At 37.7% G+C, this 18,573-nt stretch carries 19 protein-coding genes and 1 riboswitch; of the genes, 6 read left to right on the top strand and 13 right to left on the bottom strand.

Annotated elements, in window-relative coordinates:
* Complete coding sequence (locus SIB75_RS00525) at window positions 1–1,458, top strand: mannose-1-phosphate guanylyltransferase/mannose-6-phosphate isomerase (protein ID WP_413683524.1); 1,458 nt, start codon at window positions 1–3, stop codon at window positions 1,456–1,458.
* 71 nt (window positions 1,459–1,529) lie between these two features.
* Here SIB75_RS00525 and glmS read toward each other — a convergent pair whose 3' ends face one another.
* The gene (glmS, locus tag SIB75_RS00520) at window positions 1,530–3,434 is read right to left on the bottom strand and encodes a glutamine--fructose-6-phosphate transaminase (isomerizing) (protein WP_413683523.1); all 1,905 of its coding nucleotides are present in this window, start codon (window positions 3,432–3,434) and stop codon (window positions 1,530–1,532) included.
* Window positions 3,435–3,502: 68 nt separating this feature from the next.
* Window positions 3,503–3,748 (bottom strand): photosystem I iron-sulfur center protein PsaC, encoded by a 246-nt coding sequence (gene psaC / locus SIB75_RS00515; RefSeq protein ID WP_011295528.1) that lies wholly within the window; start codon window positions 3,746–3,748, stop codon window positions 3,503–3,505.
* Between the two features lie 136 nt (window positions 3,749–3,884).
* Here psaC and acpP point away from each other — a divergent pair, with 136 nt between their 5' ends.
* Genes acpP through tkt form a run of 3 tightly spaced genes read left to right on the top strand, consistent with a single transcriptional unit; the run spans window position 3,885 to window position 7,445 of the window.
* A complete protein-coding gene (gene acpP / locus SIB75_RS00510; RefSeq protein WP_413683522.1) occupies window positions 3,885–4,127 on the top strand; it encodes an acyl carrier protein in 243 nt (80 codons plus the stop codon).
* A gap of 7 nt (window positions 4,128–4,134) precedes the next feature.
* Window positions 4,135–5,382, top strand: a complete 1,248-nt coding sequence (fabF, locus tag SIB75_RS00505) for a beta-ketoacyl-ACP synthase II (RefSeq protein ID WP_413684745.1) — start codon at window positions 4,135–4,137, stop codon at window positions 5,380–5,382.
* Window positions 5,383–5,432: 50 nt separating this feature from the next.
* Window positions 5,433–7,445, top strand: a complete 2,013-nt coding sequence (gene tkt / locus SIB75_RS00500; protein ID WP_413683521.1) for a transketolase — start codon at window positions 5,433–5,435, stop codon at window positions 7,443–7,445.
* Between the two features lie 55 nt (window positions 7,446–7,500).
* On the opposite strand, the gene thiC is transcribed toward tkt, so the two are convergent.
* From thiC to ruvB, 5 genes are all read right to left on the bottom strand, one after another.
* Window positions 7,501–8,901, bottom strand: coding sequence for a phosphomethylpyrimidine synthase ThiC (gene thiC / locus SIB75_RS00495; RefSeq protein ID WP_413683520.1), 1,401 nt, complete (start codon window positions 8,899–8,901; stop codon window positions 7,501–7,503).
* 43 nt (window positions 8,902–8,944) lie between these two features.
* Window positions 8,945–9,048, bottom strand: a riboswitch (TPP riboswitch).
* 60 nt (window positions 9,049–9,108) lie between these two features.
* Window positions 9,109–9,330 (bottom strand): DUF3188 domain-containing protein, encoded by a 222-nt coding sequence (locus tag SIB75_RS00490; RefSeq protein WP_413683519.1) that lies wholly within the window; start codon window positions 9,328–9,330, stop codon window positions 9,109–9,111.
* Between the two features lie 12 nt (window positions 9,331–9,342).
* The gene (locus SIB75_RS00485) at window positions 9,343–10,527 is read right to left on the bottom strand and encodes an amidohydrolase (protein WP_413683518.1); all 1,185 of its coding nucleotides are present in this window, start codon (window positions 10,525–10,527) and stop codon (window positions 9,343–9,345) included.
* On the bottom strand, window positions 10,524–11,306 hold the full coding sequence (locus SIB75_RS00480; RefSeq protein ID WP_413683517.1) for a tetratricopeptide repeat protein: 783 nt from the start codon (window positions 11,304–11,306) through the stop codon (window positions 10,524–10,526). The genes SIB75_RS00485 and SIB75_RS00480 overlap by 4 nt, the downstream gene beginning before the upstream one ends.
* The gene (ruvB, locus tag SIB75_RS00475) at window positions 11,303–12,373 is read right to left on the bottom strand and encodes a Holliday junction branch migration DNA helicase RuvB (RefSeq protein WP_413683516.1); all 1,071 of its coding nucleotides are present in this window, start codon (window positions 12,371–12,373) and stop codon (window positions 11,303–11,305) included. Before ruvB ends, SIB75_RS00480 begins: the two co-directional genes overlap by 4 nt.
* A 47-nt stretch (window positions 12,374–12,420) precedes the next feature.
* Between ruvB and smpB the strand changes: the two genes are divergently transcribed.
* Window positions 12,421–12,918: an SsrA-binding protein SmpB gene (gene smpB / locus SIB75_RS00470; RefSeq protein WP_413683515.1), complete on the top strand. Its 498-nt coding sequence runs from the start codon at window positions 12,421–12,423 to the stop codon at window positions 12,916–12,918.
* Between the two features lie 61 nt (window positions 12,919–12,979).
* Here the strand turns inward: smpB and SIB75_RS00465 are convergent, their stop codons facing one another.
* The 6 genes from SIB75_RS00465 to SIB75_RS00440 all read right to left on the bottom strand — a co-directional run bounded on the left by SIB75_RS00465 (window position 12,980) and on the right by SIB75_RS00440 (window position 18,088).
* A complete protein-coding gene (locus SIB75_RS00465) occupies window positions 12,980–13,237 on the bottom strand; it encodes a hypothetical protein (protein WP_413683514.1) in 258 nt (85 codons plus the stop codon).
* 41 nt (window positions 13,238–13,278) lie between these two features.
* Window positions 13,279–14,799, bottom strand: coding sequence for a lysine--tRNA ligase (gene lysS / locus SIB75_RS00460; protein ID WP_413683513.1), 1,521 nt, complete (start codon window positions 14,797–14,799; stop codon window positions 13,279–13,281).
* A 68-nt stretch (window positions 14,800–14,867) separates the two neighbouring features.
* On the bottom strand, window positions 14,868–15,608 hold the full coding sequence (gene rpaB, locus SIB75_RS00455; protein ID WP_413389326.1) for a response regulator transcription factor RpaB: 741 nt from the start codon (window positions 15,606–15,608) through the stop codon (window positions 14,868–14,870).
* A gap of 181 nt (window positions 15,609–15,789) precedes the next feature.
* Entirely contained in the window at window positions 15,790–16,290 is a 501-nt protein-coding gene (locus tag SIB75_RS00450; RefSeq protein WP_413683512.1) for a hypothetical protein, read from the bottom strand.
* Complete coding sequence (gene mreC / locus SIB75_RS00445; protein WP_413683511.1) at window positions 16,283–17,032, bottom strand: rod shape-determining protein MreC; 750 nt, start codon at window positions 17,030–17,032, stop codon at window positions 16,283–16,285. The genes SIB75_RS00450 and mreC overlap by 8 nt, the downstream gene beginning before the upstream one ends.
* A 3-nt stretch (window positions 17,033–17,035) precedes the next feature.
* Window positions 17,036–18,088 carry a rod shape-determining protein gene (locus SIB75_RS00440; protein WP_413683510.1) on the bottom strand — a complete coding sequence of 351 codons (1,053 nt, stop codon included), beginning with the start codon at window positions 18,086–18,088 and terminating at the stop codon, window positions 17,036–17,038.
* A gap of 85 nt (window positions 18,089–18,173) precedes the next feature.
* Here SIB75_RS00440 and SIB75_RS00435 point away from each other — a divergent pair, with 85 nt between their 5' ends.
* Complete coding sequence (locus SIB75_RS00435; RefSeq protein WP_413683509.1) at window positions 18,174–18,563, top strand: single-stranded DNA-binding protein; 390 nt, start codon at window positions 18,174–18,176, stop codon at window positions 18,561–18,563.
* The last annotated feature ends 10 nt before the right edge of the window (window positions 18,564–18,573 follow it).

Here is an 18,573-nt window from a genome sequence, read left to right as displayed (position 1 = left end):
ATGGAAATAACTGATAAATCAATAATTCCTGTGATCCTTAGTGGTGGATCAGGAACAAGGCTTTGGCCACTTTCAAGAGAAAGTTATCCAAAACAATTTTTAGCACTAGATTCACGCACAAAGAAAACTCTTTTGCAGAACACTTATGAAAGACTTCTAGGTTTAGAGGGACTTGAAAAACCGATATTGATATGTAATGAGGAACATAGATTTATCGTTGCAGAACAATTTAGAGATCTAAATACAACACCCCAAGCAATCATTCTCGAACCAGTAGGTCGCAATACTGCTCCAGCTATAGCAGTTGCTGCACTTCAAGCAATTTCTTTAGGCAAAGATCCTTTGCTTTTAATTTTGGCAGCCGACCATTTGATAGAAAATATAGATGAGTTTAGAAGAGTAATTCAATCAGCAAAAAAATATGCAAACCAAGGAAGACTAGTAACTTTTGGTATTATTCCCACATGTGCAGAAACTGGTTACGGTTATATTGAAGCAAAAGAGTCACCTAATCAAGAAGATCAAATAACTGGCTTAGAAATAAATAAATTCATAGAAAAACCTAGCAAAGATATAGCAGAGAAATTAATAAAAGATTCTCGTTACACTTGGAACAGTGGTATGTTTCTTTTTAAAGCTAGTTCAATAATAAATGAATTAGAAAAATTCTCTCCAGAAATAATTAATTATTGCAAAATAGCTATAGAGAAAGATTCAGTAGACCTTGATTTTCTAAGATTAGAGGCAGAATCATTCAAAAAATGTCCTAAGATATCTTTAGATATTGCAGTTATGGAAAAAACAAATTTAGGCACAGTTCTTCCTTTAAATGTTGGATGGAGTGACATAGGAAGTTGGAAATCTTTATGGAATATTAGTCAAAAAAATAATGATGGAAACTATATTAATGGAAGAATAATAACCGAAGAAAGTAAAAACTGTTACTTTAAAAGTGAACAGCGCCTTATAATAGGAATAGGGGTGGAGAATCTAATAATTGTAGATACTAATGATGCTATTTTAGTAGCAAACAAAGATCAATCTCAAAATATTGGAAATATAGTAAAAGGATTAAGTTCAGAAGATTTTCCTGAAAGTAAACTACACAAAAAAATATATAGACCTTGGGGCAATTACACTACAGTATTGGAGGGGAATAGATGGCTAGTTAAGCTTATTGAAGTAAAGCCAAACGCTTCTCTTTCTTTACAAATGCATCATCATAGAGCTGAACATTGGATTGTAGTTAATGGAACTGCATTGATAGAAAAAAATGGAGAAAAACAACTTTTAAGCGAAAATGAAAGTACATTTATTCCTTTAGGATGCAAGCATAGATTAAGCAATCCAGGAAGAATGAAACTTGAGCTTATTGAAGTTCAAAGCGGTGCTTATTTAGATGAAGAAGATATAATCCGTTTTGAAGATTCCTATGGAAGAATCAAAAACCTTAGTTAATAAAAATATATGATTTTATCATTAAAAATTAGATAAATTGATTAGATAGAATTATTGAAAATTTCAAATTTTCATTCCACAGTTACACTTTTTGCTAAATTTCTAGGCTGATCAACATCTAAACCTTTACGAGCAGCTATGTGATAACTAAATAACTGTAAAGGTACAATGGTCAACAGAGGACTAACCCATTCACTAACTTTTGGAATAATAAATAATTCATCAAACATTTCTGATTCCGGTCCATGGGTAGATACCCCAATTAAACGGGCATCTCTGGCTTTAGCTTCTTGAGAGTTACTGAGAACTTTTTCATAAACGACACCAGGAGCAGCAATGGATACCACTGGGACATGTCGATCTAAAAGTGCAATTGGTCCATGTTTTAGCTCACCAGCTGGATACCCTTGCGCATGAATATAACTTATTTCCTTAAGTTTAAGAGCACCTTCAAGTGCGATTGGATAATTTATGCCTCTACCTAAGAAAATTACATCTTTTGTTTCAACAAACAAATGTGCTATTTCCTGTGAAAGAGCGTCATGTCTTTTTATAACATCTGTTAGCTGTTTAGGAATTAATCTCAAATCATTGGTGAGATTCAAAATTTCTTGGGGGGTTCTTTTTTCTCTATGAGAAGCAAATAAAAGTGTTAAACCATAAAAGGACAACATTTGACCAAAAAAGGTTTTAGTGGCTGCGACACCTATTTCAATACCTGATCCAAAATCAATAACATTTTCTAGTTCGCGACCAAATGAACTATCAACTCTATTGGTGATTCCCAGGTGATGAAAAGAAAAATTAGCATCTTTAGAAGAATCTCTTCTCTCTTTTTCCATCCTTAGTGCAGCTAAGGTGTCTGCGGTTTCGCCCGATTGACTTACTCCTATTGTCAAAGTATTAGGGGTAAGTGGAGGAGGAGCATATCGAAATTCACTTGCGAAATATACCTTTGTTGGGACCCCTGCAAACTGTTCCAACAAATGAGCACCAACCATGCTTGCATGTCTGCTCGTTCCACACGCAAGTATTTGTATTTGTTCTATCTTTTCAAGGATGAATTTCGAGATTGGGTAAGCCACTGAATTCTCCAAAGGTAAATCCATAGGCAAAAATCTATCTATCCATAATTGTGTTTTCTCTGGCTGTTCATAAATTTCCTTAAGCATGAAATGGCGGAAATTTTTTTTATCCGCAGAAAGCTCGGTGCCCTTTAAAAGCGATGGCGCTCTGTGCTGCCTATTCCCATCATCATTATAAAGTTCGATTCCTAATGGACTTAAAAGTGCAATTTCATTATCCTTTAAAGGTAAAAATGTACGTGTAAATTCTGCTAATGCAGGGGTATCACTTGCACAAAAAAACTCACCTTCGCCAAAACCAAGAACTAATGGTGCCTGTCCGCTAGAGACTACTAAAGCATTGGGAGCCTTAGACCAAATTACAGCTATTGCATAAGTCCCCTCTAACAAATTCAAAACCTTTTGAACAGCTTTTAACAACGTTTGTCCATTGGGAGGAAGCCCATTAGCCTGACTTTGTTCTATTTCAAGCCCAATTAAATGTGGAATTATCTCAGTATCAGTTTCTGATGTAAATTTAATTCCTTTGAGTTTCAGGCTTTGAGACAAATCCCTATAATTTTCAATAATCCCATTTTGGACAACTGCAATTTGCCCTGTTGAGTCAAGGTGAGGATGCGAGTTTATCTCATTAGGTTTACCATGAGTGGCCCATCTAGTATGTCCAATACCTACATGACCTTTTGGAGGGTTTTTGCTAATTAGATTTGCAAGATTAATCAACTTTCCTTTGGTTTTTTTTATATTCAGCTTTCCAATTTGATCATTATTTGAATTGTCAATTGTTGCTATCCCCGCAGAATCATAACCTCTGTATTCCAGTTTTCTCAATCCATCAATAAGTATGGAAGAAACTTCTCTTGATCCAATTACAGCAAATATTCCACACATAAACCTAAATTAATATCACAAATTATTTTTTATATAAAATAAACCTTCTTTAAGAAAAATACTAATTTTTAGTAAGCCAAACCCATACTTCTAGTTGTTTCATCACCTAAATAAACCCTAATACTGAGGAAATCAGTTGGACAAGCGGTTTCACACCGCTTACACCCAACACAATCTTCAGTTCTTGGAGATGAAGCTATCTGAGAAGCTTTACAGCCATCCCAGGGGACCATTTCAAGAACATCTAGTGGACAAGCCCTTACGCATTGGGTGCAGCCAATACAGGTGTCATAGATTTTGACGGCGTGTGACAAATTACCAACCCATATTTCCTTGATGTATAAAACTATACCTACGTTTCGCTACATAAAAAAAAATAGTTGCAATGCCGTCACTTTTGTTAACTCGACACTCTAACCCGTAAGATTGGAAGTCAGGTCTAAGAAGGTTATGTCCCAGGAAGCAATCCTTGAAAAAGTTCGTTCTATCGTCGTAGAACAACTAAGCGTTGAAGCCGGTGAAGTAAAACCGGATTCAAATTTCCAAAACGATCTCGGTGCAGACTCTCTCGATACTGTCGAATTAGTGATGGCTCTCGAAGAAGCATTTGACATAGAAATCCCTGACGAGGCTGCAGAAGGCATTGCCACTGTCGGGGATGCAGTCAAATACATCGAAGAAAAACAGTCTTGAGGTTCAAATGATGGAGAAACTCCATCGAGTTGTTATCACAGGTCTTGGCGCTATTACTCCAATCGGCAACAACCTCGAAAGTTACCTTCAAGGGCTTATCACCGGGAAAAATGGGGTAGATCAAATAACACTCTTTGATGCCTCATCACATGCATGCAGATTTGCAGCAGAAGTGAAAAGTTTTGACCCGACTGGCAAATTAGAGCCAAAAGAATCCAAAAGATGGGATCGTTTCTCAAAATTTGGAGTCATTGCGGCAAAAGAAGCCCTAAATGATTCAGGTCTGATCATTGACGATTCTAATTCTGGGAGAATTGGAGTAATTATTGGTTCAGGAGTTGGCGGATTGCTGACTATGGAAACCCAAGCTCATGTTTTAGACAAAAAAGGAGCTAATCGGGTTAGTCCATTTACTGTTCCCATGATGATTCCAAACATGGCTACTGGATTAGCTGCTATTGCACTTGGTGCTAAAGGTCCAAGTTCAGCAGTTTCAACTGCTTGTGCTGCGGGATCAAATGCGATTGGGGATGCATTCAGATTGCTTCAATTAGGCAAAGCAGATGCAATGGTTTGCGGAGGAGCAGAAGCAAGTATCACACCTTTAGGAGTAGCAGGTTTTGCCAGTGCCAAAGCCCTATCTTTTCGCAATGATGATCCATCTACAGCGAGTAGACCATTTGATTCGCAAAGAGATGGATTCGTTATTGGCGAAGGAGCAGGAGTATTAATTTTAGAAACTCTTGACCATGCATTAAAAAGAGACGCAACAATCCATGCAGAAATTATTGGTTATGGCACAACATGTGATGCCCATCACATTACATCTCCGACACCAGGTGGGGTTGGAGGAGCTGAAGCTATGAAACTTGCATTGATTGATGGGAAAATTAATCCAGAAGAAATCGATTACATTAATGCTCATGGAACTAGTACTCCAGCCAACGACAGCAATGAAACATCTGCTATAAAGACTGCTTTAGGGAATCATGCCTATAAAGTGCCTACAAGCTCAACTAAATCAATGACTGGGCACCTCTTAGGAGGCTCTGGTGGAATCGAAGCTGTTGCTTGTGCTCTTGCAATAAAACATGAAATAATTCCGCCAACAATCAATTATTCAAATCCAGACCCAAATTGTGATTTAGATTATGTCCCCAACAATGCAAGAGAAAAGAAATTAGGCGTCGTGCTATCTAACTCATTCGGGTTTGGCGGTCACAATGTCTGTCTAGCTTTTCGACAAATGATCTAATCAATTTCATTTTCACTTTCCACTTAATTTTTTTCACTCACTAATTCAAAATGGTTGCCTTGACTACTTCCCTAGACACACTTTGTATCAACAGCATCAGGATGCTTGCTGTTGATGCAATTAATAAATCCAAAAGTGGTCACCCAGGTCTCCCAATGGGTTGTGCACCTATGGGTTATGCCTTATGGGACAAACACTTACGTCATAATCCCAAAAATCCAAAATGGTTTAATCGAGACAGGTTTGTTCTTTCAGCAGGACATGGATGCATGCTTTTGTATGCTCTTCTGCATTTGACTGGCTATGACTCTGTCACCATCGAAGATATAAAAGAATTTAGACAGTGGGGAGCTAAAACCCCAGGGCATCCAGAAACTTTTGAAACTCCTGGAGTAGAAGTAACTGCAGGACCACTAGGAGCAGGCATTTCAAATGCAGTTGGATTAGCTATTGCAGAAGCTCATCTATCAGCAAAATTCAATAAGTCTGATGCAAAAGTTGTAGACCATTACACCTATGTGATCATGGGAGATGGATGTAATCAAGAAGGTATATCTTCAGAAGCCTGTTCTCTTGCTGGGCATTTAAAACTTGGCAAATTAATAGCTCTTTATGACGATAATCATATAACTATTGATGGAAGAACAGATGTCTCATTTACAGAGGATGTCTTAAAAAGATATGAAGCATACGGATGGCATGTACAAGAAATTCCTGAGGGTAATACAGATGTTGAGGGCATAGCACAAGCAATCGAAAAAGCAAAATCAGTCACTGATAAGCCATCCATTATCAAAGTAACTACAACTATTGGTTATGGATCACCCAATAAAAGTGATACTGCGGGCATTCACGGAGCTCCTTTAGGTGAAGAAGAAGCTGAACTCACAAGAAAACAATTAGGTTGGTCTTATAAACCTTTTGAGGTTCCCCAAGATGCTTACGATCAATATCGTCAAGCTATTCAAAAAGGTGCTCAACTAGAGGAACAGTGGAATCAAACACTAGCTGCTTACAAAGAAAAATATCCTAATGAAGCGTCTCAATTTGAGCGTATGTTAAGAGGAGAACTACCTCAAGGCTGGGACAAAGATTTACCGACCTATACAGCTGATGACAAAGGGGTCGCTACAAGAAAACATTCTCAAATATGTTTAGGTGCTCTTGGTCCCAACATTCCAGAACTAATAGGTGGTTCTGCAGATTTAACACATTCAAATTACACAGATATCAAAGGTGAAACTGGATCTTTTCAATATGACAGTCCGGAAAAACGTTATTTGCATTTTGGTGTAAGAGAACATGCTATGGCGGCGATATTGAATGGTATTGCTTATCACGATAGTGGTCTAATTCCTTACGGTGGAACCTTCTTAGTCTTCGCCGACTATATGAGAGGCTCTATGCGTCTTTCTGCTCTTAGTGAACTTGGGGTTATTTATGTTTTAACCCATGATTCCATAGGTGTTGGTGAAGATGGTCCTACACATCAACCCATAGAAACAATTCCATCATTGAGAGCAATGCCAAATATGATGGTTTTCCGTCCAGGCGATGGTAATGAAACCAGTGGTGCTTATAAAGTTGCAATTAAAAATCGTAAAAGACCAAGTTCCTTATGCCTAAGTAGGCAGGGCATGGCCAATCAACAAAATTCATCAGTAGAGAAAGTTGCTCTAGGTGGATACGTTCTTGAAGAATGTGATGGTACCCCTGAACTAATACTTATCGGAACTGGAACTGAACTTGATCTATGTGTAAAAGCGGCGAAAAAACTAACTTCAGAAGGGAAAAAAGTGCGTGTGGTTTCTATGCCATGCGTTGAACTTTTTGAAGAACAAAGCGAAAGTTATAAAGAAGAAGTTTTACCTTCCAACATTAGAAAACGCCTAGTAGTAGAAGCTGCAGAGAGCTTTGGATGGCATAAATATATTGGTCTTGATGGTGACAGCGTAACCATGAATAGCTTTGGAGCATCTGCTCCAGGTGGTTTATGTATGGAAAAATTTGGATTTACAGTTGAGAACGTAATAGAAAAATCTAGAAATCTTCTGAACAAATAAAATTAATCAATTACTTGCCAATAGTTAATCCAAGCAAGAAAAGTTAAACAAAGAACTAATTTTCTTTGTTTAACTTTACGGGGGTTAATTCAGTTGCTCCTTTTGACTTGATTTGATCATTTAATTTATCAAGATCTTCATCTGTAATTTTTGTATTCATTGGACAATGATTAGGACCACACATTGAACAAAACTCTGCTTTCTTGAAAATTTCTTCAGGTAAGGTTTCGTCATGATATTGCTTAGCTCTCTCTGGATCCAATGACAATGCAAACTGTTTTCCCCAGTCAAATTCTTTCCTAGCCTTACTTAATTCATCATCACGATCACGTGCTCCAGATCTATGTCTTGCTACATCTGCAGCATGAGCAGCAATTTTATAAGCAATAAGACCTTCCCTGACATCCTCAGGATTTGGCAACCCAAGATGTTCCTTAGGTGTTACATAACAAAGCATCGCGGTCCCATACCAACCTGCCATAGCGGCACCAATAGCACTTGAGATGTGGTCATAACCAGGAGATATATCTGTTACCAATGGACCTAGAACATAGAAAGGAGCTTCTGAACACTCCTCCATTTGCTTCCTAACATTAAATTCAATTTGATCAATAGGTACATGACCAGGCCCTTCGACCATGACTTGGACATCATGTTCCCAAGCACGTCTAGTCAATTCACCCAGGGTTTTCAACTCAGCAAGTTGAGCTTCATCGGATGCATCATGGAGACATCCAGGTCTTAGTGAATCTCCTAAAGAAAAAGTGCAATCATAGCGTTTAAATATTTCACAAATATCATCAAAACGAGTAAACAAAGGATTTTGCTTGTAGTGATAAAGCATCCATTGAGCAAGAATTCCTCCACCACGACTAACTATTCCAGTAATACGACCTTTAACCTTGGGTAAATGTTCAATCAATAAGCCTGCATGAATAGTTTGGTAATCAACTCCTTGCTGACAATGCTTTTCTATTATGTGTAAAAAATCATCCTCAGTTAGCCTTGAAATAGAACCGTGAACACTTTCTAACGCTTGATAAACAGGAACTGTGCCAATCGGGATAGGGGAGGCATTAATGATTGCAGTTCGAACCTCATCTAAATTAACCCCTCCAGTAGAGAGATCCATAAGTGTATCTGCGCCATATTTTACTGCCAGTTCAAGCTTCTTTAATTCTTCACTAATATCACTTGCATTAGGCGAAGCACCAATATTTGCGTTTACCTTACATTTCGAAGCAATACCTATTGCCATAGGCTCTAAGTTCGTATGGTTAATATTCGCAGGGATAATCATCCGACCTCGTGCAACCTCTTCCATAACTAAAGTCTCAGGAAGATTCTCACGCTTTGCAACAAAAACCATTTCTTCAGTGATTTCACCTTTACGAGCAAAATGCATCTGAGAAACGTTGTTTTTACCCTTTCTGGAAGCAACCCATGAATTCCGCATGAACTAAAAAGCTATTGAATAAACGAAGGGAGCAATATGCAAAGATCACAAGATTTCACTTTCCTTGCGCTGGTTCAAACCAGATCAGGTTCGGAGGGTGTGATCTCAGCCATAAAGCGAAGCGATATGGCACCCCTAGTGATAATTACAAATTAGCTCGAAATCCTCAACTGAACCCTAAAGTTTTTATAGATAAAAATTAAGGAGTTAAAAATTTTGATCATTCATATCCTTTTTTATCTCTAGGAACAACATTCGTCGTCGCCTAAATCTTCTAACGGCACCAGTCAAAACCAATCCACTACCAACTACTAGAGCAGGTATCGCTTGAATTTTATCTTTGCCCTCCCTATGTAAAAAGCCAGTAATTGCTAGTAAAATTAGCAAAGGTGCTGAAATTGAAATTAATGGGTTACCCAATCTGTTCATAAAATTAAGCAACTAATTGTGTTTAGGAGATTTAGAAGCCATAACTATTGTTTGAGATAAAATTTTTATTCCTAATTCCATGCTTCTTTCATCCAAAGAGAAATATCCACTATGCAATGGGGCACAACCTTGCTCACCAGCAACTCCTAATCGAAACATCGTCCCCGGAACATCTTGCAAAAAGAAAGCAAAATCTTCAGCACCTAATGAGGGATTTTCTAAATAAACAATATCTTCTTTATTCATAAAATTCGTCGCACAATCAGATAACAAATTAGTCAATTCTGGATCGTTATAAACTGGTGGCGCTATTGACTTGAAATTTATATTTGCCTTAGCTCCATAATTAGAGGCTATGTTTTTTACTATTTTCTCAATCCAATGAGGCAATTTTTCATAAAGATGGCTATCAAGACACCTTACTGTGCCGAGAATCTTAACCCTCTCAGCGATTACATTAAAAGCATTTCCGCCTGAAATTTTCCCAAAACTAATTACTACTGGCTTAAGAGCATCTAAACGTCTACTAATAGCCTCTTGAAGACCACTAATAACTTTTGCCGCGATCCAAATGGAGTCTGTTCCTTCATGAGGTCTAGCTCCATGTCCTCCTTTACCAATGATATCTATTTCCAATTCGGCAGCGGCAGCGGTAAAAGTACCACTTCTTATTCCAATTTTTCCAACAGACAAATCTGGATAGACATGAACACCAAAAAGAGCTTGAACCCCCTCAAGAACTTTTTCAGCTCTCATCCAATTTGCACCTTGTGCAATCTCTTCAGCAGGTTGAAAAATGATTCGGATTCGAGAAGTTGTAAATTTACTGTTTGATAATACTTTTGCCACTCCCAAGCCAATACAAGTATGCAAGTCATGCCCACATGCATGCATCAAGCCTTGGATTGAAGAAGAATAATCCAAACCTGTTCTCTCCTCGATTGGCAAAGCATCCATATCTACTCGTAAGCCAATAACAGGTCCGTTTTTATTACCCATTTCAGCAACCACACCAGTTTTCCCGACTGCTTCTTTTACTTCCCAACCTGATTTTCTAAGCTCCCCAGCGACAAAAGCAGCAGTTTGATATTCCTGACCACTTAGTTCTGGATGAGCATGGAGATGTCGACGTAATAAAATTAACTCAGGAAGCATTTCTTTTGACAAAAATTCAATTTTTTTTCCTAAGTCCTTCATATATCCTCCAACGCAAGAAATGCAATCAAATCATTAGTAGGTTTTGGAGGCCAACGTCGGATATGCAACAACCAATCTTTCTCACGGTATCTAATATCAAGTCCAGCAGCTGCAGCCCAATTACTTTCGGCTTCACCAGTAAAGCCTTTACGCCATAGAAGCGCACTTAGTGCTGCTCTAGCATCTGCGAATAAGGGGTATTTAAGAATCAATAATCTAATTTTCTTTTCAGCGAGTTCAAGATCACCCAATTGGTAAATCGCAAGAGCCTCACTTGACCTAGCCATAGCAATGGAATTATTTGAAGAGGCAGCTTGAGAAAATAATTTCTTCGCTTCAATCCAATTATCCATAGAGCCCATAACGTTACCTAAGTTATATAAAGCTGAAATGTCTTTAGGATTCTTCTTTAAAACGTAGTTGTAATCATTTCTAGCTTCTTCCCAAAGCCGCAACGCTTCTTCAGCAATTCCTCTATTAAGGTAAGGGTCTAAATCTTCAGGAGAAATTTCTATAGCCATAGTTTGATCTTTAATAGCTCCTTGAGGATCACCAAGAGCAAGACGAATATTTCCTCTATTACTTAATGCAGCCGCGTCATCTGGGTTGTCATGTAAGTAAAAACTCCAATCTTTTTCAGCTTGAATGAAATCCCCATCTTTGCTTTCTTGAAGAGCTTTATCGAATAAGTTTTTTTGAAGTACCTTAGCTTGAGATGAAAATGGTACAAAAACAATAGAAAGAACAAGAAGAACTATTGCAACTCTTATATTGATCATGTATCTGTTTTATTTGGTGAAGTTAACAGATAATGTTTTTCGGCAGCTGGAGTAACAACCCTTCCCCTAGCAGTTCTTTGTAAAAAACCAATTTGCATTAAATAAGGCTCAACCACAGTTTCAAGAGTGGTTGAATCTTCTCCTAGCGCAGCTGCTAAAGTTTCAAGTCCTACAGGTCCACCTTGATATTGATTCACTAATAAGCCTAAATAACTTCTATCTGTTTCATCTAAACCTCTTTGATCTACACGATGTAAATCAAGTGCATCATTGACAAGTTCCACATCAATGATTTTTGAAGAGGAATGCACTTCTGCATAGTCTCTCACTCTTCTAATAAGCCTATTTGCAATTCGGGGTGTCCCTCGACTTCTTCTGGCTAATTGATGTGATGCTTCTTCTGAAATTGATAAATCAATCAGTTTTGCAGATCTTTTAATTATGTTTTCAAGATCTAAATAATTGTAAAAGTCCAGTCGCTGAGTTATTCCAAAGCGATCTCGCATAGGGGAGCTCAAGGCAGCGGGCTTTGTGGTAGCACCAACCAAGGTGAAAGGTGGGATTTCGATTGATCGCATTCTTGAGGAAGTACCTTTCCCTACAGTTAAATCCAATCTTCTATCTTCCATCGCTGGATACAAAAGTTCCTGTGAAATGCGATTAAGTCTGTGTATCTCATCAACAAAAATCAATTCACGCGGCTGCATATTGATCAATAATCCAACAATGTCTCGCGGACGTTCAAGTGCTGGAGCACTTGTAACTCTAGCTTTAACTCCTAATTCCTCAGCAATAACCAAAGCCATAGTTGTTTTTCCCAATCCAGGCGGCCCATAAAGCATTAAATGATCAAGTGCTTCTCCCCTAGTCAATGATGCTTTAACTGAAATTTCAAGAACTTTCTTTAACTCAGATTGTCCTAAAAATTCATCAAAAGATTTAGGCCTAAGTGAATCTTGCTTAGATAATTTAAGTTCCTCTTTTAAAAGAGTAGAACCAACCAATCTTTCCTCTCCTTTATCATCGGGGAGTAGAGAATGATTAGTAATTGAAGACAAAATTGCCATGTCCGAAGGGTAGTGGCATCTAAACAAAAATGTAGCTAAATAGAAGAATGAGCAAAAAAGGAAAGAAAAAATCAAAAAAAAATTCCTTAGGCGATGGAAATCGTCGCTTAGCCGAAAATCGACAAGCAAGGTATAAATATGAAATCCTAGAAACACTTGAAACTGGCTTAGAGCTTCTTGGAACCGAAGTCAAATCGATTAGAGCTGGAAAAGTAAACTTAAAAGATGGATTTTGTTTAATTAAAAAAGATCAAATTCAACTTCATAATGTTCATATATCTCCTCATGATCATGCCGGTAAATTTTTCAATCACGAACCTCTAAGAATCAAAAAACTTCTTGCACATAGAAAAGAAATCGAAAAATTAAAAATAAATTTAGATAGAAAAGGTTTAGCATTAATACCTTTAAGTCTTTACCTCAAAGGCTCGTGGATCAAGTTAAAAATAGGAGTCGGGAAAGGAAGAAAGCTCCATGACAAGAGAGAAAGAGAGAAAGCTAATGACTCAAAAAAAGATGTAGCTAATGCTCTAAAACGTTTTTAGAAGGACAAATTTATTAATATCTTCTACAAAAATTTTCTCTAGAAAAGTAATATTTTAATGATTAACTATCAGTCACATCTAAACTAACATTTTCGGGCGGAGGTGTTGGATCAGGGTCAGCAATGAGCATATGTTGTAAAACAATTTCAGGACGCTCGCTATCTCTCCATCTAATACGATAAGCAGGCATTTTTGTCCCCCTACTTGTCGTTTGCTCAACAGGTTCCATTACCCAACCGCGTCTTGAACGCCCCTGGGGATTCCGCTTCACAACAGCATCTGCGTGCTTGAAACGAAAACCAACTCTCTCGCCACTCATCTGAACAAAATACTTACTCGCCTATTATCCACTCTGATGGGTCACTTTCCAGTTTGTTTTATATTTGATTCTGGTCGCAAAAGCGGAAAAGCTATTACATCTCTTATTGAAGGACTGTCTGTTAATAGCATTACAAACCTATCTATTCCTATTCCCAGTCCTCCTGTTGGAGGCATTCCGACTTCAAGAGCATTAATAAAATCTTCGTCCAAACTGTGAGCCTCAAGGTCGCCTGCTTCTTTTTTTGCCTGCTGTAAAAGTAAACGTTCTTTTTGATCAATAGGATCAATTAGCTCACTAAACGCATTAGCAGTCTCTCTACCAACAATAAAAAGTTCAAACCTTTCAACTAAACCTTTCTTAGTCCTATGTTTCCTAGCTAATGGAGAAATCTCAATTGGATAATCCATAACAAATGTAGGTTGCACCAGCCTAGGCTCTACAACTTGCTCAAACGCTTCATTCAATAGTCTCCCAACGCTGTCAGCCTTATCAGGCGTCTGAAGGCCCTCTCGAATCATTGCAGCTCTAGCATCGTCAACATTATCTCCAAACAATTCAAAATCAATACCAGTGAAATCCTGAACTAATTCATGCATCGTGGCCCTTCTCCAAGGGGGTTTCATATTTATTTCTTGCTCTTGATAATTAATTTTGGTAGATCCACATACCTTTTCGCAAACAGAAGAAAGTAATTGCTCTGTTAATTCCATCATGTCGAAATAGTCTGAAAAAGCTTCATAAATTTCAACAGAAGTAAATTCAGGATTATGCCGAGTGCTAATGCCCTCATTTCTAAAAATTCTTCCTAGCTCATAAACCCTTTGAAAACCTCCCACTACAAGTCTTTTAAGATGCAATTCTGTTGCAATTCTCAAATACAAAGGCAAATCCAGGGTGTTGTGGTGAGTTATGAACGGCCTTGCATCCGCGCCACCTGCTTCTGATTGTAAAACTGGAGTATCAATTTCAAGAAAATCTTTTTTATCTAACCATCGTCGAATTGAACTAACTAATAGAGCCCTCATTCGAAAAGTTTTTTTTGACTGTGGATTCACAATCAAATCTAAATATCTTTGTCTATAGCGCTTTTCCACATCGGCAAGACCATGCCACTTATCTGGTAAAGGTTGTAAAGATTTTGACAACATTGACCACTCGAAAACCTTTATAGAAAGTTCACCTCTATCAGTTCTTCTTAATATTCCAATTACTCCTATCCAATCACCAGAGTCAACTAGAGAAGTAATGTTCTCAAAATTATTCTTTGAATTCTCGTTGATTTCATTTTTATTTAATGTCGCCTTTTCTAAAAAGAGTTGAATTGTGCCAGTTTCATCAGCAAGAGTAAAAAAAGCAAGTTTGCCCATCACTCTTCGGGAAGTTATTCGCCCTGCAATGGATACTTCTTCTTGTTTTTCTTCGCCATTTGGCAAATCTGCGTATTTTTTCTGTAAAGCAGAGGAAGTGTCAGTAGCTCTAAAATTCAAACCATATGGACCTTGACCAAGGTTTTTTAGTGCTTTTGCCTTCTCAAGGCGGGTATCTCTTAATTCAGACAAAGCAATTCATACATACGGCAGTAAAAACGGATCAAATGCAAAACCTATCAATATTGAGCTATGAATCTCTAACTGGCAATAGCAGTAGGAAATTCACCCATTCTTTGAGAAGCGTAGCCAATACCTCTAACTGTTAAAATCAATTCAGGGTTCCTTGGATCTGGTTCAAGCTTGCCCCTTAAACGAGCCACATATACATCCACAACTCTTAAATCCGCAGCTCGCCTGGGAGGGTACCCCCAAAGCTGTTCCAAAATCTCTGCTCGAGGCACAACACGGCCAGGGTCACGAAATAATAATTCCAGCAAACTAAACTCTGTATAAGTAAGACCTATTCTTGCTCCGCCTCTACTGACTTGTCTTCTATTGGTGTCTACAACAAGATCACCAAGTTTCATTACTCCTTGTCCTGAAGGAACCTCCCTAGGCTCATCCACTGTCGGAGCAGGTCCAACTCTTCTCAATATCGTCGCAATTCTTGCCTCCAATTCCTTGGGGCTAAATGGCTTAGCAAGATAATCATCAGCGCCTAGATCCAAGCCTGCAACTCTTTCTGAAATCGCTTCAAGAGCAGTCAAAAATATTATTGGAACACAAGACTCTGCCCTTATTCTTCGACAAACTGCAAAACCATCCATCTTGGGAAGCATGACATCCAGAACAACTAAGTCTGGCGCTTCTTTATGAAAAACCTCGAGAGCTTGCTCTCCATCCTGTGCAGATAAAACCTGGTAACCAGCAAGATTAAGCCTCGTAACCAAGACTTTTAATACTGCTGGTTCATCATCTACAACCAAAATACAGGTCATAAGATTAGCTGTTGCCTTAGTGACAGGACCATCGAAATTTTGTGTCGAAAATGGCTTCTTGTTATATTGAAGATATCATCTCCAAGTCAGGTATTCAAAGCCCTTTGACTAATTTAAAAGATAGAGTCCCCACTATTAAATAATTATTTATTGTATTTTTAAAAATTTAAAATTCTCATAATTAGTTTTTTCTATAAGTAAAAAGAAGCCAAGAAGAAAAAAATGGAGCAACTAATCCAGTGATAATAACTTCAGAAATTACTACATAAATTGACCAAGAATGAAACCAATTATTTCTTAAAACATTGTACATAATAATTTTTTGAACCCAAATCGAAAGACCAACAAATGCAGTTCCAAAGATGGCCATTAAACCAATATTAAAAAATAATTCGATTTTTTTATTATGCAATCCGTATTGACTCCAAACTAAAGACAAAAGAAACAAAGACGGAACATAAGAGGCATCACTAATAGTAAAAGAATCTACAAAAATTCCCATTATTATCGCAGCCAAAGCTGCCCTCCAAGGTCTGTTCTTAAGAGAGAATGGTAACAATAAAATCACAGGCCAGCATGGGCTTATTCCATTTATTTTAAGCCAATCAGGAGATATAATTATAAAAGCTGGCAAACAAATTATTATAAAAAAGATTGATAATTTCTTATTGTTTTTAGCCATTATTTTTCAAAATTTGAACCCAATCTATTGCCTCAGGTGATGCAGTTAATTGGACTATCGCATATGGAGAAGGTAAAGCTTTTTCGTTAACATACTGAACAATTCCAATTGTTAAGTTTGGAGGTAATAAAGTACTTGCTGGAGATGTAGTTACAGCATCTCCAATCTTAGCTAAATTATTTTTATTTAAGAAAATTAGTTTTGGTCGATTTGTACCCATCCCCGTCAAAATTCCATGACGCTTTGTTCGATAAATCCAAGCTCCTACCTGATGGCCAGGATCAGTCAACAATCGAACTCTAGAAGTAAGTGGAGTCGTGCTGTCAACAAGACCAATTAAGCCACCTGGTCCAATTACCGTTTGTCCTTTCACAACCCCATCTTTTACGCCCTTATTAATTTCAAGCAATTGCCACCAATTTCTAGAAGATCTAGATATGACAGCTGCTGAAATTCTTTGATTAGTATTAAACTCTTTTAAAGCAAGAGCTCTTCTTAAACGATTATTGTCCTCCTCAAGTAATTTTAATCGAATATTTCTTTCAATATTTTCTCCTTCCTTAATCCATTCTCTTTGAGCAGTGCCAGGCAGTATTGGTTTTAGTAAAATTGAGTATAAATCTAAATATCCTGCTCCTTTTGTCCAACGAATCCCAAATAATAAAGCTCCAGATAAAAATATTACCCAAAACCTACTTTTCAAAAGCAAATGAAACCCTATGTTCCCTCGGGTTTTGATCATTATTTAATCTCTAATTACATTTCTAGCAAAATCAGGCGTATCTACAACTCTTCGCATTGATTTAAAATCATCCAATACCAAACCACATCCATTTACAACGCACAACAAGGGATCTTCAGCTACGTGAGTAAAAATCCCTGTTTCATGACTTAAAAGATCACTAATTCCTCTAACCAATGCTCCGCCTCCCGCAAGCATTATCCCCCTATCAACAATGTCTGCAGCAAGCTCAGGTGGAGTTCTCTCAAGAGTTCTTTTCACAGCATCAACAATCTTATTCAAAGGTTCTGACATGGCTTCACGTAAATCGCCTGCTTTCAAATTGATTGAACGAGGCAGACCTGAGAGTAAATGTAAGCCCCTTACATCTATTGATTGCAAATCAAATTCATTAGATGGAAAAGCTGATCCAATTTTAATTTTTATCTCTTCAGCAGTTCTCTCCCCGACCACTAAATTGTGTACTTTCTTCAAATAAGTAGCGATAGAATCATTAATCTCATCACCCGCAACTCTTACAGATTCACTTAAAACTGTTCCACCAAGACTTAAAACAGCCACTTCAGTAGTCCCTCCACCAATATCAACAATCATTGTTCCAATAGGCTCTGTGACTGGCAAAGAAGCTCCTATTGCAGCAGCTACAGGCTCATCAATCAAATGTACCTCTCTTGCTCCAGCGAGACCAGCTTCACGAACTGCTCTTCTCTCTACACCAGTCACTCCACTAGGGATACCAACCACTAGTCGAGGAGCAATGATTCCTCTTCCCTCATTGCACTTTTGAATAAATGTCTTAAGCATTTGCTCTGCTGCATCAAAATCAGCTATCACTCCATCACGCAGTGGTCTAACAGCACGTATATTCCCAGGAGTTCGACCTAACATTAATTTTGCATCATTACCTACAGCCAAAGGGACTCCTTCCTCCAAATCCATTGCTACTACTGATGGTTCTTGTAAAACAATTCCTTTACCAGAAACATAAATCAATGTATTAGCTGTACCTAAATCGATCCCAATATCTCGGGAGAATTTGAAACGGTTAAAAAACACGGATTTCAATCATTTCAACAATCATAAAGAGAGTTGAACTAAGATAAATATATTATTTAGCAACCAATAAACATCAGAGGCAAAAATGGGAATAAATTCAGTCACTCTTGTAGGCAGAGCAGGAAGAGATCCTGAAGTTCGATATTTTGAATCTGGAACGGTGGTAGCAAATTTAACTATGGCTGTAAACAGAAGAAATCGAGAGGATGAACCAGATTGGTTTAATCTTGAAATCTGGGGAAAACAAGCGCAAGTAGCAGCAGATTACGTAAAAAAAGGCTCATTGATAGGCGTAACTGGTAGCTTCAAAATGGATAGTTGGAAGGATCGTAATACAGGAGAAGATAGAAACAAACCAGTTGTCAGAGTTGATCGTCTTGAATTATTAGGATCGAAAAGAGATTCAGAAAATAGTAATTTTCAAAACAACAACTCTTTTAATCAACAGCCGAGTAATGATGAAATCCCATTTTAAAAAATATTAT

The organism is Prochlorococcus sp. MIT 1011, from assembly GCF_047305235.1.
Taxonomy (GTDB): Bacteria; Cyanobacteriota; Cyanobacteriia; order PCC-6307; family Cyanobiaceae; genus Prochlorococcus_B.
Note: the sequence above shows the minus strand (reverse complement) of the source record. Positions and strands in the feature narration are given on the sequence as shown.